Origin of the sequence: Rhizobium sp. FKL33 (genome assembly GCF_005222915.1) — a bacterium.
Taxonomy (GTDB): Bacteria; Pseudomonadota; Alphaproteobacteria; order Rhizobiales; family Rhizobiaceae; genus Rhizobium_E.
This window is the reverse complement of record NZ_STFX01000023.1, coordinates 40018-55438: the sequence shown is the minus strand read 5'-3', so window position 1 is coordinate 55438 and position 15421 is coordinate 40018. Positions and strand designations below refer to the sequence as shown.

The 15421-nt window shown below is 64.5% G+C and carries 15 protein-coding genes; 8 read left to right on the top strand and 7 right to left on the bottom strand.

Translation table 11 applies throughout. The annotated features are described in order from the left end of the window. Window positions 1–732 precede the first annotated feature (732 nt). Together E8Q41_RS14900 and E8Q41_RS14895 are read right to left on the bottom strand one after the other, a co-directional pair. Window positions 733–1275 carry a DUF1254 domain-containing protein gene (locus E8Q41_RS14900; RefSeq protein ID WP_137156339.1) on the bottom strand — a complete coding sequence of 181 codons (543 nt, stop codon included), beginning with the start codon at window positions 1273–1275 and terminating at the stop codon, window positions 733–735. After that, on the bottom strand, window positions 1272–1853 hold the full coding sequence (locus tag E8Q41_RS14895; protein WP_137156396.1) for a DUF1214 domain-containing protein: 582 nt from the start codon (window positions 1851–1853) through the stop codon (window positions 1272–1274). The genes E8Q41_RS14900 and E8Q41_RS14895 overlap by 4 nt, the downstream gene beginning before the upstream one ends. 199 nt (window positions 1854–2052) lie before the next feature. Between E8Q41_RS14895 and E8Q41_RS14890 the strand changes: the two genes are divergently transcribed. Then, window positions 2053–3564 (top strand): pyruvate kinase, encoded by a 1512-nt coding sequence (locus E8Q41_RS14890; RefSeq protein ID WP_137156338.1) that lies wholly within the window; start codon window positions 2053–2055, stop codon window positions 3562–3564. Between the two features lie 4 nt (window positions 3565–3568). Here the strand turns inward: E8Q41_RS14890 and E8Q41_RS14885 are convergent, their stop codons facing one another. Continuing rightward, entirely contained in the window at window positions 3569–4444 is an 876-nt protein-coding gene (locus tag E8Q41_RS14885; RefSeq protein ID WP_137156337.1) for a hypothetical protein, read from the bottom strand. Window positions 4445–4603: 159 nt separating this feature from the next. Between E8Q41_RS14885 and E8Q41_RS14880 the strand changes: the two genes are divergently transcribed. Together E8Q41_RS14880 and E8Q41_RS14875 are read left to right on the top strand one after the other, a co-directional pair. Then, window positions 4604–5905, top strand: a complete 1302-nt coding sequence (locus E8Q41_RS14880) for a hypothetical protein (protein WP_137156336.1) — start codon at window positions 4604–4606, stop codon at window positions 5903–5905. 61 nt (window positions 5906–5966) lie between these two features. After that, window positions 5967–7301, top strand: coding sequence for a calcium-binding protein (locus E8Q41_RS14875; protein WP_137156335.1), 1335 nt, complete (start codon window positions 5967–5969; stop codon window positions 7299–7301). Between the two features lie 9 nt (window positions 7302–7310). Here E8Q41_RS14875 and E8Q41_RS14870 read toward each other — a convergent pair whose 3' ends face one another. Then, window positions 7311–7979 carry a hypothetical protein gene (locus E8Q41_RS14870; RefSeq protein ID WP_137156334.1) on the bottom strand — a complete coding sequence of 223 codons (669 nt, stop codon included), beginning with the start codon at window positions 7977–7979 and terminating at the stop codon, window positions 7311–7313. Window positions 7980–8137: 158 nt separating this feature from the next. Between E8Q41_RS14870 and E8Q41_RS14865 the strand changes: the two genes are divergently transcribed. Genes E8Q41_RS14865 through E8Q41_RS14850 form a run of 4 tightly spaced genes read left to right on the top strand, consistent with a single transcriptional unit; the run spans window position 8138 to window position 10015 of the window. Next, window positions 8138–9124, top strand: a complete 987-nt coding sequence (locus E8Q41_RS14865) for a hypothetical protein (protein ID WP_137156333.1) — start codon at window positions 8138–8140, stop codon at window positions 9122–9124. Window positions 9125–9142: 18 nt separating this feature from the next. Next, on the top strand, window positions 9143–9457 hold the full coding sequence (locus E8Q41_RS14860) for a hypothetical protein (RefSeq protein WP_137156332.1): 315 nt from the start codon (window positions 9143–9145) through the stop codon (window positions 9455–9457). Then, complete coding sequence (locus E8Q41_RS14855) at window positions 9423–9767, top strand: PIN domain-containing protein (RefSeq protein ID WP_137156331.1); 345 nt, start codon at window positions 9423–9425, stop codon at window positions 9765–9767. The genes E8Q41_RS14860 and E8Q41_RS14855 overlap by 35 nt, the downstream gene beginning before the upstream one ends. Further along, complete coding sequence (locus tag E8Q41_RS14850) at window positions 9764–10015, top strand: hypothetical protein (RefSeq protein WP_137156330.1); 252 nt, start codon at window positions 9764–9766, stop codon at window positions 10013–10015. Before E8Q41_RS14855 ends, E8Q41_RS14850 begins: the two co-directional genes overlap by 4 nt. A gap of 22 nt (window positions 10016–10037) precedes the next feature. Here E8Q41_RS14850 and E8Q41_RS14845 read toward each other — a convergent pair whose 3' ends face one another. Continuing rightward, window positions 10038–10751, bottom strand: a complete 714-nt coding sequence (locus E8Q41_RS14845) for a ParA family protein (RefSeq protein WP_137156329.1) — start codon at window positions 10749–10751, stop codon at window positions 10038–10040. 307 nt (window positions 10752–11058) lie between these two features. Here E8Q41_RS14845 and E8Q41_RS14840 point away from each other — a divergent pair, with 307 nt between their 5' ends. After that, window positions 11059–13242 (top strand): methyl-accepting chemotaxis protein, encoded by a 2184-nt coding sequence (locus tag E8Q41_RS14840; RefSeq protein ID WP_170976493.1) that lies wholly within the window; start codon window positions 11059–11061, stop codon window positions 13240–13242. Between the two features lie 12 nt (window positions 13243–13254). On the opposite strand, the gene E8Q41_RS14835 is transcribed toward E8Q41_RS14840, so the two are convergent. Both E8Q41_RS14835 and E8Q41_RS14830 read right to left on the bottom strand, forming a co-directional pair. Then, window positions 13255–14013 carry a YoaK family protein gene (locus E8Q41_RS14835; RefSeq protein ID WP_137156327.1) on the bottom strand — a complete coding sequence of 253 codons (759 nt, stop codon included), beginning with the start codon at window positions 14011–14013 and terminating at the stop codon, window positions 13255–13257. A gap of 73 nt (window positions 14014–14086) precedes the next feature. Beyond that, a complete protein-coding gene (locus tag E8Q41_RS14830; protein ID WP_170976492.1) occupies window positions 14087–15388 on the bottom strand; it encodes a diguanylate cyclase in 1302 nt (433 codons plus the stop codon). Window positions 15389–15421 lie beyond the last annotated feature (33 nt).

The window sequence follows — 15421 nt, the reverse complement described above, 5'->3', positions numbered from 1 at the left end:
AAATATAGGAATTGTCAACGTAAATTTGGAATGAATAATTTGAATTTGTTAATTCAATATACCACCGGTCGTATTCATAAGTGGATGTTTCGGTCACTTCGTTGGAGAGTTCATATCCCGTCACGTCGACATAATCGGTCGTGGTCGTCTCGTCGGTGGTGTAGTAGGTGCTCATGGAAAGGCCTTTTCGGATTTGATGAAACAGTTCGCGTCTGGCTGCGCATCGGACAATTTCTGAAGGAACTGAAAGATGCTGGCGGTCTCTGTCGGTTCCTGCTTGCGATGACGAGGTTGCCGCGCCTTGACGGGGCGCGTCGGGTTTAGGGGTGAATATGTGGCTGCGTCATCAGCATCGGCCGACCCGCGCCGTCGCTTGCCGACGGTTCAGTCTGGAATACGCCGGGGCCTGATGCCCCCTCGCGGCCGTGTCCACATCGCTGGTTCGACGCCTGAGCCTGACGACGACGGTCCTCAGGCAGGGTTTTCGGCTATGTGTTCTGAAGGGCTATAAAGCCTGTCGGTTCTTGCCGAATTATTACCTTAAATATATAGATCTTGCATAAACACTGATCATTTTTGGTATAGATATCTCTAATATAAAAGTATTGAGCTTATAAGTTTGAGTTTCGTCGTCGTTACATTGTAATAGAAAAAATATGTAGTGACGAGATCGGGATTTAAACTCATCTGTTGTCGCGCTGCCAACGTATCGAGTATAGGGAGACGCGCTCTTCAGCCGCCTTCGCAGCTCGCGCCGTCGAGGAAATCCCTTGCCGCCTTGTCCTGGCTCGGGGTGGGGGCCAGCGCGCGGATCACCACATAGCCTTCCGGCCTGGGCATTTCGATCAGCACATAGTCGGAGGCCGCGTCGGGGTTGTCGCGGCGGAGCCGTGCGAGTTGTTCGGGCGAGCCGATGATCGCGTCGAGATCGCCGCCGGCCTGCGAGCGGTCGTTCATCGAGAAGATCTCGTTGGAGTCGGAATCGTAGACGGCGAAGGACCAGAACACCGGCCCCGCCGACGCCGTCAGCCGCACCGGCCGTTCGGCCACCGACACCAGGCAGGCGGCGGTGCGCAGGAAGGGATCGCCGTTGGAAAAGCCCATCGCGTCGGGTTTGGCGCCGAAGCGCACGAAGCGCTGGTCGGCGTCGTAATTGGTCAGCTTGGTGTAGGCGTCGATGCCGGTGAAGGCCGGCAGCGCCAGCACGATGATCACATGCAGAAGCGCCGCGCCCGCCACGCCGACCAAAAGGGAGAAGAGAGAGGCGCGGATCATGGGCAGCTCGCCTTCTCGACAGTCGGCATCTTCACGTCGATCAGGCCGGAAGAGCCCGCCGCCGGCGTGTCGAACAGCGTCAGCGCCAGCCGGTAGGGCCGGTCGGCCGGGGCCGCCAGCCAGTTGCCGGCCTGCGCCCGCGGCGAGACGGCGATGGTGAAGCCGCCATCGGCGCGGCGCAGCGCCGTCACCGAATTCAGCGCGCCCGGCAGCGCCGCGTTCACCGCGATCGGCTCGCCCTTGCTGTCGGCGGGATAGAGCGTCCAGAACCGCGCCGGCGGCGTCTGGCCGGTGATCAGATAGGTGCAGGCGGGCGTCAGCCCCTGGCCGCTGTCGTCGGTTTCGGCGGTGAAACTCAGGCCCTCGGCCGCGCCATAGAGCAGCCGTCCGGCGCGGGCGCGATGCGAGCGGGCGTAAGGATCGGCATCCGCCGTCTGCGCCGCCGGAAAGGCCTTCCAGGCGCCGATGCGGATCGCGCCGAAACCGGAGGAGGCGTCGAGCATCATCACCGTCGAGCCGATACCGAGGCCGAAAGCGGCGAGGAGCGCGAGCGCGACGAGGAAGGGCAGGCGGAACATCGACGGCGGGCGATCCTGTGAAAGTCTCATCGGAGGGTTAGCACTGATTCCGGGGCAAGCAAATGGCGAAGCTCGAAAATCCGGTTCATGGCCGCGCCTCGCCCTGAGGCTTTTCCGTCCGCGCCGCTTGATCCCTGTCATGGGCGCTTCGCGGCGAGCCTGTAGGATGCCCGTCAAACGCCACGAGGACAGACCCGCCATGGACGCTCACGTCGACAGCCCCGCCCAGAACGTCACCCCGCAAGACATCGCCGCCGAAGACGGCGCGAACACCGCGCTCTTCGAAGAGATCAAGGCTTTGAGACGCGAGGCGACGGACGCCGCCCCCGCTCTGATCGCCGGTTTCGGCGTCGACCCCGCCGCGATCAGGCCGGAACTCTTCAATCTCGCCGCCTATCTCGCGCTGCGCCATCGCGATCTCCGGCCGCTGCAACGCAAGCTGATGGCGCGCGGCCTTTCCTCGCTCGGGCGGATGGAAAGCCGGGTGCTGCCGACGCTGGATGCGGTCGCCCATGCGCTCGCCGCGCTCACGGGCGGCGCAACCGAACACGCCGCGCCGACGGAAGAGGAATTCTTCGCCGGCGAGAACAGTTTGATTGCGGCGACTGATCTGCTGTTCGGCCCGCCGCGCGCCTATCGCCGTGGCCGCATCATGGTCACCATGCCCGGCGAGGCGGCGGATGACGCCGATTTCGTGCTGGCGCTGGCCAAAGCCGGCATGGATGTCGCCCGCATCAACTGCGCCCATGACGGCCCGGATGTCTGGCGCGCCATCGCCGCCCATGTCCGCGCCGCCGGAAAGACGCTCGGCCGCGACATTCCGGTGCTGATGGACATCGCCGGCCCGAAGATCCGCGTCGAGACGGTGGCGTCCGAGAAGAAGGCGGGCAAACTCGCCCCCGGCGATCTCTTCCGCCTGACCATCGATCCGCCCGAGCTCGACGGTCGCGCCCGCTTCGCCGCCTCGGTGTCGCTGCCCGACATCGTCACCCGGCTCGAGGTCGGCCATCGCGTCCGCTATGACGACGGCAAGCTCGAAGCGGTGGTGGAGGAAAAGTCCGCGACCGAGGCGCTGCTCCGCGTCGTCAAGGCCAAGGCCGGCGGCGCCAAGCTGAAGCCGGAAAAGGGCGTCAACCTGCCCGACACCGCGCTGGGTCTGTCGCCGCTCACCACGAAAGACGAGACCGATCTCAAGACCGTGATCGGCGTCGCCGACATGATCGGCTATTCCTTCGTCAGCCGTCCCGACGATCTCGACCTGTTCGAAGCGGCGCTCTCGCGCGCCGGCGAACCGGCCCGACCGCTCGCGCTGATCGCCAAGATCGAGCAGCCCGAGGCAGTGCGCAATCTGCCGGCGCTGATCGCCCGGGCCCGCCGGCCCTTCGGCGTGATGATCGCCCGCGGCGATCTCGCCGCCGAAATCGGCTTCGAGCGGCTGGCCGAAATGCAGGAGGAGATCCTGTGGATCTGCGAAGCCGCCGGAACGCCGGTGATCTGGGCCACCCAGGTGCTGGAGGATCTGGTCAAGGACGGCGTGCCCTCGCGCGGCGAAATGACCGACGCCGCCATGGCCGCCCGCGCCGAATGCGTGATGCTCAACAAGGGCCCCGCCGTGGTCGAGGCCGTCGGCCTGATCGACCGGCTGTTCACCCGCATGGACGATCACGTCTTCAAGAAGACCCCGACGCTGAGGGCGCTGCAATCCTGGTGAGGCCTCAGGCCTCGCCGGAAAGGCCGGCCTCCACCGCCAGATCCAGCGCTGCGAATTTCCGCGCCTGCCAGCCGGCGTAGTCGGCCATGAAGCCGTTCGAGACGGCGACGCCGCCGGCGAGAGGCGTAAACACGCCTTTCGCCTCCGCCGCCTGGAACAGCCGGTGCACGGTGGAGCGGCCGATGCCGTAGCGGCGTTCGACGCCGCTGCGGGTCAGGCCTTTCACCACATGGCGCTCGCCGAGATCCTCGGCCTCGGCCGCCAGATGTTCGGCGATGAGAAAACCGTGGCGGGCGTCGTAGAACAGCGCCACGTCCTCCGGCGGATCGCGCCAGCCGCCCGGCGCCGTCAGGCCTGTCATCAGGCCGCGATGGATCGCGGCGAAGCGCTCCGGCCGCGCCGCAACTTGGGTCGCGCGGTCGCCGCCGTCGAGCCCGTCCAGCGCCTGGCAATGCATGATCACCCAGCCGCGCGTCGAGCCGTGGATATGGTCGGGAATCTGCAGCAAGGTCACGCGCCCGTCCTCGCCATGCTCGCTTTTGCCGAGCAGCCCATAGGCCGACAGCGCGTCCATGGTCTGCTGCACCGTGTTACGGCTGAGGATTTTCACCGCCTGCGCATCCTCGATCACCTGCGCGGCGCAGAAGGGGCGGGCGGCGTCTGGCGCGATGGATTTGAGATAGGCGCCGTAGATCAACCCGGTAAGCAGCCATTTCTGGTGATTGCCGATCAGCCGCACCAGCGCCGGGTTCTGGTCATACATGGCGAGCAGGCCTTTGGCGCCGGCCCGGGCGACGTGAAAGAAGGCGGGATGGGCGGCAAGCGCCGCGGCGCGTTCGGCGAGCGCTTCCGGCCTCGGCATGCGGTTCATCTGGTCCATCACGCTCTCCCCGATATCGTCAGATCCGCCCAGATTTGAGACGGATGCACCCAGGAATGGGCTTTGTCGCCCGCCGGGTTTTCAATTTAGCTTTTGTTAACCCGAAGGCAACCGGCAATCGCCGGACGATCCCGCAAAATGACTGGAGCTAGAACGACGATGGCCTCGACGACCCTGACCAGCAACTCCACCACCGCCGTCAGTCTCACGCGCAGCGCTGACACGCTGGTGGTCGCCGCCGGCGCGTCGCTGATCACGTCCCTCGACGCAGTGGAGCTTGCCGGCGCCTTTGTCGCGCGAAATGTGCTGATCGACGGACGGATCATAAGTGCGGGCGACGACGGCGTCTCGCTGGGCTCCTTCGACGAGTTCACCTTCGACCCGATCTTCAGTTCCGGCGACGACATCATGATCAGCGCTGGCGGCGGCATTCTGGCAGAGGATGCCGGGATCACCGGCAACGCCAATCTCCTGCGGCTCAACAATGCCGGCGCCATCACCGGCGCTCGCGGCGTCATCGTAACGGGAGACGGCAACACGGTCATCAACAGCGGCGTGATCAACAGCGGCGAGATCAACTCGGCAAGCTTCGGCATACTCCTGTCCGGCGATGGTGGCGCTGTCGCCAACAGCGGTGAAATCACCTCCGGCGGCGTCGCCGTCCAGCTGTCGGGTTCGAGCCTGTCGCTGTCCAACTCCGGTGTGATCGCGGTGGATAGTGGCGTGGCGGCGCAGATTTCAGGCGAGACGGGCGCGACAGCCCGCATCGTCAATTCCGGCGTGATCGACGGCTCCGTCGTCGTAACCTTCGCCAATGCGACGCTGATCAACACCGGCGTCATCACCGGCGATATCGATCTCGGCGCCGGCAGTGACACGCTGAAGCTTCTCGCCGGCGTGGTCGGCGGCGATGTGACAGCCGGGCCCGGCGACGATGTCATCTTTTTGAGCGCCGTCGACTTCGAGGTCTCGGGCGGCGAGGGGACAGATACGCTCTCGGTCATCCGCAATACGGTGCTCGGCCTCGATATCGAGAACCTGACCCTGCGCGGCGGCGACGCGCTCAAGGGCGTCGGCAACAGCGCCGCCAATCTCATCACCGGCAATCGCGGCGACAACACGCTCAAGGGTCTCGCCGGCGCCGACACGCTGAATGGCGGCCGCGGCGACGATCTGCTGATCGGCGGCTCGGCGAAAGACGGCGCGCGCGACACTTTCGTCTTCAACCTCGATTGCGGCGCCGACAGGATCCGCGGCTTTCAGATCTCGGGGGCGGGCGACGACCGTATTGATCTCAGCGATTTCGGCGAGAACGAAGCCTTCGACAGTTTCGTCGATCTCAACACCAATTCCATGCGCCAGAGCGGCAAGAATGTGATCATCGACCTGCCCGGCGATGACCAGGTGACGGTGGAAAACGTCACGCTCGCCGACTTCAGAGCGAGCGATTTCATCTTCTGACGCCTGAGGCGCGACCGATGGCGCGCCTTCCTGACCAATGCCTCAACCAAAGGAGCCGGATATGGCCACGACCAACATCAGCACATTGTCCTCCACCGCCGTTTCGCTCGCCGCCAGCGACAGCGTCGTCGTCACGCAAACCGGCAGCCTGGTGACATCGGGAACGGCGATCCTGGCGCAGTCCAACGAGAACTTCCGCAACTACGTCATCCACGGCGATGTGATCGTTCTGTCCAACGTCGGCATGCTGATCGGCGTGAGCACGAGCACCCGAAGCGGCACAGACGATGTCGTCATCGGCGCCAGCGGCAGTGTGGTGTCCGTCAGCGCCGACGCGATCACCGCCTTCACCAATTCTTCGAGTTTCACCAATTTCGGCGAGATCCGGGGCGACAGCGACGGCATGGATATTGATGGAAACAACAATATCGTCGTCAATCACGGAGAGGTTTCCGCAGGCGACGGCAAAGCCATGTCCATCTCGGGCAGCAATGCGACGGTGATCAACGTCGGTCGGATGAGCGCTTTGGACGTCGCTGTCGAACTGATCGGCGCCGGCGCGGATTTCACCAACAGGGGCGTGGTCGCGACGGGCGCCGAAGTTGCGGTCAACCTGCTGAGCGGCACGGGCGAGACAAGCCTCTTCCGCAATTCCGGCGAGATCCTCGGCGGCGTCACTGCGCTCGACGGCGATGACACGCTGCGCAACAGCGGCGTGATCGCGGGCGACGTGATCATGAGCGGGGGCGCCGACACCATCGTCAACACCGGCGTCATCCAAGGCGGCCTCACGCTCGGCGCCGGCGACGACGTGGTCCGCCTGACCGCCGGCGCGATTTCGGGCAGCGTCGACACCGGCTTCGGCGCCGACACGATCTTTGTCGGCGAAGGCCAATACGAGATTTTCGGCGGCGATGGCGAGGATATGATCTTCGTCGCCCGCAACTGGACCCTGGGAGCCGATCTCGAAAACCTCAAGCTCAGAGGCTCGGAAAACCTGCGCGGCGTCGGCAACGCGAGCGCCAACGTCCTGCTCGGCAATGACGGCGACAACCTGCTCAAGGGCCGCGGCGGCGCCGATACGATGGATGGCGGGGCGGGCGACGACGTGCTGATCGGCGGATCTGCCGCCGACAAGGTGGAGGATATCTTCGTCTTTACCGCGGACAACGGCAGCGATCGCATCAAGGGGTTTCAATCGACCGGCGCCGGGCACGATTCGATCGATCTGAGCTTCTTCGCCGACCGAGGCCTGTTCGACACATTCGCCGAACTCAAGAGCGATTTCATGCGTCAGAGCGGCAAGAATGTGATCATCGACCTGGTCGGCGACGATCAGATCCTTATCGAAAACGTCAAGCTCGCCAATCTCACCGCCGCCGATTTCGACCTGTGACACTTGGCATTACGGCTTCACCGCCAGCCAGATCGTGTGCTTGGCGCCTGATTTGCCGGTCGCCCGCACCATCTTTTCCTCGGTCTGGAACCCTGCCTGATTGAGCCTCTTGGTGAAGCCGGGATCGCGGCCCGAGGACCAGACGGCGAGCACGCCGCCTTTCGCAAGCGCCGCCTTGGCGAGCCCCAGCCCGCGGGCATTGTAAAGCGCGTCATTGGCGGTGCGGCTCAGCCCGTCCGGGCCGTTGTCGACATCGAGCAGGATGGCGTCATAGGCCTTGCCGCCTGATATCACCGCGCCGACATCGCCCACGGTGATCGTCACCCTGACATCATCGAGCGTGCCCTGATGCAGCGCCGCCATCGGCCCGCGCGCCCAGTCGACCACCTCCGGCACGAGTTCCGCCACCTCCACCATCGCCTCCGGCCCCAACCGCCCGAGCGCGGCGCGCAGCGTAAACCCCATGCCGAGCCCGCCGATCAGCACTCTCGGCTTCGGCCGCCCGGCGAGCCTGTCGAGCGTGAGCGTCGCCAGCGCCTCTTCCGAGCCGTAGAGCCGGCTGTTCATCAGCTCGTTGGCCCCGAGCATGATCGAAAACTCCGTCCCCCGCTGCTTGAGCCGCAACACCTCATCCCCGCCGGGAATCTGAGCCGTATCCAGGGTGATCCAGGGGAGCATGGTCGAGGCCTCCGGGGCGGGGGAAAGGGAGCCGGCTGGATAGAGCGAATGCGGGGCGGGGGCAAGGGGGAGGGGCGGCGGGCGAAACACGGAAGATCAACTTTATGGCGAAGGGGGAATGGTCTAAAAGCGCCTTGTTCCATTGGTGAGAGGCTCCTTTGTATTCCATTCTCTGGTCGGCTCTGGCGCGTCGGTCGCTGCCGGCGGTGTTGTCCTTCGTCATCGCCCTCGGGCTGGTCGGCATCGTGACGCGCAGCCCGCTCTTTGCATTCCGTCCGATTGTGTTGTCTGCGGTCTTGTTTGTCGTTCTCCCCGCCATGGCGCTGTCGATCTTCATCCGGTTGCCGGGCCATCGCCGCTTCTTTGCTCTGGCCTCGGCCGCGCTCGCTGCGATCGTCGCTCTCGTCGCCTATCTCAATGGCTGGGCGTTCACTTGGCTGGCGGCCGTGCTGTCGGGATTGCAGGACTGGTTCGCCTATCTGCATGCGCGTGTGCGCCATAAGGGCGGGACGCCGCGTTCCCCGTTTTGGCTGATGCTGCCGCGCGCGCTGCGGAATGAGCCGCCCGCACCATCCGCCCCCGCCAAGGCGCGGGTTTATGCCTCGCCCTTCCTGAGCGCAATCGGTTGGAGCTTCGCGTTTCTGGTGGTCGTCGCGCTCGGTCTTCTGGCGTTGCTCCGGGGGCCGGATCTCCCGCTGGCGCTGGCGCATTCCGGCTATGGAGATTGGAGCGCCGCCCATATCCCGAAATTCATCGCGGAACTGTCGCCGGAGACCTTCCGGACCGCAGGTCCCGGCGCGCGGGCCTATCTTGCGGCGACCGAGATCTATGCCGGACTGACGCTCGTCATTCTCGCGGGGCTCGCCGCCCTGACATTTGTCGGGCTCATGCGTAGGGACCTGGTTGCCGTCTGGCCGCGGGCCGGCGAAAGGCTGCTGGTCAACGCCGCCGTCGTGCTGGCGATCACCGGGCTGTTCTGGTGCTTCCCCAATCCACTGGTGCAAGACACCGAGCGTCCCATCGCCCTCTGGCAGGCGGTGAGCGCCAATATCCTCTTCATCGGCGCCCCCTTCTTCGTTCTGGCCGATATCCTGGCCTCATGCGTCAGACGGCGCGGCGAGACGGCGGATGATCACTCCGGCTAGGCCAGAAGCTTCCGTCGCTTGACCTGCCTGACCCCGCCGGTTGTCCTTGTTGTCTCGGTCATCGCAACGTTGTATGATCCTCCTCGTCAACGCCGAGATCGCCCGATGTCTGAAGATTTTGAGTTTCAGAAGCGCCTGATCCACCAGTTCTCTGTCATTCTCGACGGCATGAAGACGCTGAACAGCAATATTTCCGAAAACATCAGCGCCATCGGGCGTTTCGAGTTGGAATTCACCAAACTGTCGCGCCAGAACACGCAAGTGCGGGGCGATGTGCTTGAGATGAAAGGAGGGCGGTATAAAGTTTGCCGTTTCGCCGGCGGTTGCGCTTGAATATGAAGATGTCCTCAAGCGCCCGGGTCTGCTTGGACAACATTCGTGGATGAACGCTGAGGACATGGACATCGTTCTCGATGCGGTCTTTGGATGCGCGACCCTCACCAGCCCATGGTTCCGGTTTCGTCCTTTTCTCAATGACCCCAAGGATGATCTTTACGTCGAATGCGCGCTGGCTGCGGGCGCCGCCGTCATCGTCAGCCAGGACAAGCATTTCGACCATCCGAGTCTGCGCGCCTTCGGACTTGTCGCAATGAACGCGCGGGACTACCTTGTTCGACATCACGACAGGAGCAATCCCGAATGAACACCACCTATCCGCTGCCGCTCGACGAACGCCTGATGGAGGAGGCGATGCGCGCCGCAAACGAAGACGGCGTCACGCTCGACGCGCTTCTCTCCGGTTTGATCTCCGACGGCATGGCGCGTCGCGATGCGCTGCAAGCGTTGAAAATGCGAGCCAGGCGGGGCGACCCCGCTCTGGCGCTCGCCATTCTCGACCGCGTCCCTGATGTCGCCCCAAACGAAAACGACGCGCCCGTGGCGCGTCGCTGATCGTGTCAGTTATAGGCGCGCCTCACGCCGCCCGGCCCCAGCCGAAGAAGGTCTTGCGGCGGGTGGTGCGGATGACGCGGGCCGGCAGCAGCCGCATGATTTCGGCGGCGAATTCGCGGGCGTTGGCCTGGGCGCGGTCGAGATTGGAGGTTTTCGCCGGGTCGAGATCGTAGATCGTCACGCCATGGTCGAACATTTCGCGATAGGCGCCGCGCTCCACGATCGGCGTGGCCAGCACATTGACGTTGCGCTGGGCGAGCAGGCCCTTGATGACCAAGAGCGAATGCGTGGTCACCATCGGGTTGACGCGCGAGAGCAGTACCGAATGCGGAATGTCGTAGCCGGTCTCGGCCTTGATCTGCTTGATCAGGTCGAGGATCTTCATCGCGCCCTTGGCGTCCATCGCCGAACCCTGCACCGGGATCAGCACGTGATTGGCGAAGGCCAGCGCGGTGGCGGTCAGCTGGTTGCGCTCGCCGGCGAGATCGATGATGAAATATTCATCCGGCGCCATGTCGCGGATCTGACATTCCAGCGAGGCCGGCGTCACCCGGGTGACGAGTGTGAGCAGGCCCGCCGGCCGCGCCACATTGTACCATTCGGAGAACCAGGCCTGGGCGTCGCTGTCGAAAACCGTGACCTTGTGGCCGCAATGGGCGAGCTCCACCGCCAGCAGCACCGCCGCCGTCGTCTTGCCTGCTCCGCCTTTGGTGTTCGCGATTGTAATAACTGGCATATTAGAGACCCCTTAAAATGCGATGCCCATGCCCCCATGGTGGATAAATGGTTGCATTTCATGGTTAACGAAGGGTTACCGGCGACGAATGGGAATTAAGCGTTAACATTTGAGGGGCGGCAAGACCGGAGCAAGCGCAACAGACGTTACGTCATTTGAGGGAGTGTCGCTGTGAATCTGCCGTTTTACGCGAAGGATCTAAATTAAAAAGAGCGAAACATAATTCCTTGCATCCAACCATAAAGTGTTTGTTAGGGAGGTATGTGAATATTGACTAAAATAAATCATGCATGAGCTGGAGTACCCGATGCGCATATCCGACACGTCCATCACGATGAGACTCTGGGTCTCCGCGCTCGCGCCTCTCGCCGCTCTCATCGTCGTCGGCACACATATGTTGCTCGGAGAATATGCGCAATATCAGGCCGCCCAACGAATGATCGTCGCCAGCGCCCATGTCGAAGAGGTCAGTGGCCTCGTGCATTTTCTCCAGATCGAGCGGGGTTTGACGGCCGGTTTTCTGGGTTCGAAGGGCAAAAACAATGGCGACAAGCTGGCTGCGGCGCGCGGCAAGACCGATGCGTCCGCTATCTCGCTGCCGGCCATCGGGAGCAATGCGATAACGCTCGGCGTGGAGACGAACAAGCTCAAGGGTGTCGGTGACGGGGTCGCCGGGCTTATCGGCCTACGCTCGAAGATCGATGCGCTCGATGTCAAGCCCAAGGAGGCTTTCACCGCCTATACCGGGTTGATCGCAGGACTGCTCGAACTGGCCGGCGACATGTCACGTCCGGACAAGGCCGACACGATCTCCAGCCGCATGTCGAATTTCCTCAATCTGGCGGAAGCCAAGGAACTCGCCGGCCAGGAGCGCGGCATGGGCAACGGCTTCATCAACGCCGGTAAAATCCCCGCCGATCTGTTTATGGCCTTTTCTAAATTCGCAGGCGCCGAGGAGGCGTTGTTGAAACGTTATGCCGCGCAGGGGGATGGCGAGGCGATCCGCATCGTCACGGGTCTCCCCAACACCCCGGAAAGCCGCGGGCTAGAGGCCATCCGCGAGAAGATGTTGATGAGCGACGGCGACCGTCCCCTGGCCGATCTCGCCGGGGCGGATTGGTTCGGCAAGGCCACGGCGCGCATCGAAGCGCTGCATGAGGCCGAGATCGCCGATCTGCGCAGCATCCGCGCCCAGGCAGAAACCGCCGCCGCCGAGAAATTCGCGGAAATGGCCTATGGACTGGCGATCACCATCGGCGCGGTCGTCGTGACGCTACTGGTGTCCGGCTCGATGACCCTGACCGTGATGCGGCCGCTGAAACGGCTCGTCGTCGCCACCGAGCGTTACGCGCGGGAAGAAGAGGGCGTACAGGTGACGGCGACCGGCTATCGCGACGAGATCGGTCGGCTGAGCGCGGCCATCGTCACCTGCATCGACAATCAGGCCCGCCATGCCCGGCTCGAAAACGAGGACCGACAGCGCGCGGCGGAAGAAAAGCTGCGTGACACCGAAGCCCGGCAGGCTGAAAACGCCCGCCGCGCCGCCGATCTGCAACTGGCGATCGGGGAACTCGGCAAGGGCCTCGATAGTCTCGCCCGCGGCGATCTGACGGGCGGCATCGACATCCGCTTCGCCGAGGATCTCGAACCGCTGCGCGCCGCCTTCAATCTGTCGCTCCGGCAGTTGCGGGGCGCGCTCGAAAGCGTCTCGGCCACTGCGGCCGGCGTCACCGGCGGCGTCAACGAAATGCGCGCCAGCGCCGACGATCTTGCCGAACGCACCCAGCGGCAGGCCGCGGCGCTGGAAGAGGCCGCCGCCTCGATCAACGAGATCCGCACGGCGATCAGCGAATCCGCCTCGCGCGCCCAGCGCGTCGGCGACATCGCCACGGCGACGCGCAAGAGCACCGAAACATCCGGGCAGGTGATGCAGGCCGCCATGGGCGCCATGCAGCGCATCGAGAATTCGTCGACGGAAATCTCCAACATCATCGGCGTGATCGACGAGATCGCCTTCCAGACCAATCTCCTGGCGCTCAATGCCGGGGTCGAGGCGGCGCGGGCAGGGGAAAGCGGCAAGGGTTTTGCGGTCGTGGCCCAGGAGGTGCGCGAACTCGCCCAGAGGTCGGCCAAGGCGGCGCGCGAAATCAAGACGCTGATCCAGAAGTCGTCGGAAGAGGTGACGGCCGGCGTTCAGCTGGTCGGGCAGTCAGGTGGTTTCCTGACCGAGATCGAAGGCCGCATCGTCGCCATGGACGGCGAGATCGCCACCATCATCGATAACGCCCGCCAGCAGGCCGCCGCCGTCACCGAGATCACCGACGCCGTCAACCAGATGGACCAGATGACCCAACGCAACGCCGCCATGGTGGAAGAGACCAACGCGTCCAGCCACGCGCTCAGCGAAGAGGCGGAAAAGCTCGATGTGCTCATCGGCCGTTTCGTGCTGGAAGCGCCGAGCCGCGCTGGCGCAAGCCGCCGGGCGGCCTGAGCCGCCGCCCCGTCATCCCCCTCGGCCGAACCGGCGGGTTATTCCGGCGAGATCCTCGATCACCGGCGCGATCGCCAGCGCCGCCACCAGCGCCGCAAGCGCGTAAGCCGCCGCAAAGCCGGTGATCAGGAAAGCCTTGGCGCCGAGCACGCCGCCTGAGAAGAACAGGCCGATCAGGCTGGCGAGCAGGCCGAGCTTGTCGCGGTCGGCTTTGACCGGCGGCAGGGTCGAGGAGGGCGCGTTCCAGTAGAGCGCCTTGCCGATCTCGATGCCCATGTCGGTGACGAGGCCGGTGATATGGGTGGTGCGGATGCGCGCCTGCGACAGCTTGGTGATGATGGCGTTCTGCAGCCCCATGATGAAGCAGAGCAGCATCACCGTCGCCGGAACCAGCGCCCAGGCATAGGTCTGCAGCCGAGGGCCGATCAGCGCGAACAGCCCCAGCAGCGCCGCCTCCAGCATCAGCGGCAGGGCGTATTCGCTGTGAAGCCGCCGCCGCCGCGCCCAGTTGACCAGGATCGCCGACGTCGCCGCCCCCGCGACGAAAGCGAGAAAGGCCGAAAGCCCCGCGCCGACGAGCGCCGCCTGTCCGAGCGTCAGGTGATCGGCCATGGCCGAGACGATGCCCGACATATGCGAGGTGTATTGCCCCACCGCCATGAAGCCGCCGGCATTGGCCGCGCCGGCCGTAAAGGTCAGGCAATAGGCGAGATGCCGGTCGGCGCGGGCCGAGCGTTGTGTGGCGGACAGGGCGCGAAAGGCGGCGAGCATGAGGGCGACGCGGCGTTGAGGAGGTTGGGGCGAGGATAGGCCCCGGCCGCCGCCCGACGCAAGGAAAAACGCGTCACGCAAACGACCGGTCCGACACGACCCTGTTGCGGCCGCCGCTTTTGGCGAGATAGAGCATCTGGTCGGCGGCGTTGAGCGCGTTGGACAGCGTTTCGCCGGGATCGAGTTCGGCGAGGCCGAGCGAGATGGTCGCGGCGATCGGCTCGTCCGTGGCGTCGAAGCGGCTAGCGGCGAAATGGGTGCGCAGCGCCTCCGCCGAGGCTTCGGCGGCGATGTCGGTCAGGTCGGTGGAGAGCACCACGAATTCCTCGCCGCCGAAACGGGCGCAGAGCGCGCCGGTCAGTTCGGCATGGGCGCGGATCAGCCGGGCGGCGCCGATAAGCACCTTGTCGCCGGCCTCGTGGCCATGCGTGTCGTTGATCTGCTTGAAATGATCGATGTCGACGATGAACACCGAGCCGCGGCGGCCCGACGCCTTGAGTTCGCGCAGCTTGCGCTGGGCATGGTCGAAAAAGGCGCGGCGATTGTAGAGGCCGGTGAGCGGATCATGCTCGGCGAGGTGGCGCAGGCGCTTGATCTGGCTGAGCGTCTCCACATGCGCGTCGAGCCGGCATTGCAGCTCTTCGGTCACGAAGGGCCGGTAGAGGAAATCCGAGGCGCCGGCTTTCAGAAATGCGGCGGCGAGCATGCGGTCGGAGGAGGCGGAGACGCCGATCAGCCGGATGCGGTCGGAGGGATGCGTCTCGCGGATCTTGCGGATCAGCTCATAGCCGTTCATGCCGGGCATGTAATAGTCGACGATCACCAGTTCGATGCCGCCGGCGTCGATGCGGCGCATGGCGTCTTCGGCGCAGCTGGTCTGCAGGACGGTGAAGTTCTGGCGATTGAGAATTTCGGCGAGTTTGCTGCGGCCAGAGGCGCTGTCGTCCACCACCAGCACCGTCACGTCGCGATTGGCGATGAATTTGGCGATCGCCGCCGTCACCAGCTGCGCGGCATGCGCATTGTCCTTGACGAAGTAATCGACCAGATGCTGCCGGGCAAAACGGCTGCGCAGCTTGGGATCGAAGGTGGCGGTCAGCAGGATGAACGGCGTCTCGGCCTTTTCCGCAAGCGCCACGATCTCGCCGTCGGGGGCGTCGGGCAGGGTGCGGGCGGCGACCAGGAGCGTGAAGCGCCGCGTCTTCAGCGCCGCGCGCGCCTCGGCGAGCGAATGGCGGCAGACGACATCGACGCCGGCCTCGTCCTCGATGCGCGTCTTGAGCAGCAGCGCGAGCGATTCCGATCCCTCGACGAGCAGCACCGCAGGGCGCGCCGCCGTCGTTCGAGGATAGGTCAGGCCCAAATCTGCAGACATCAACACGCGCCACTCCGTAACAACAGGGGGGGA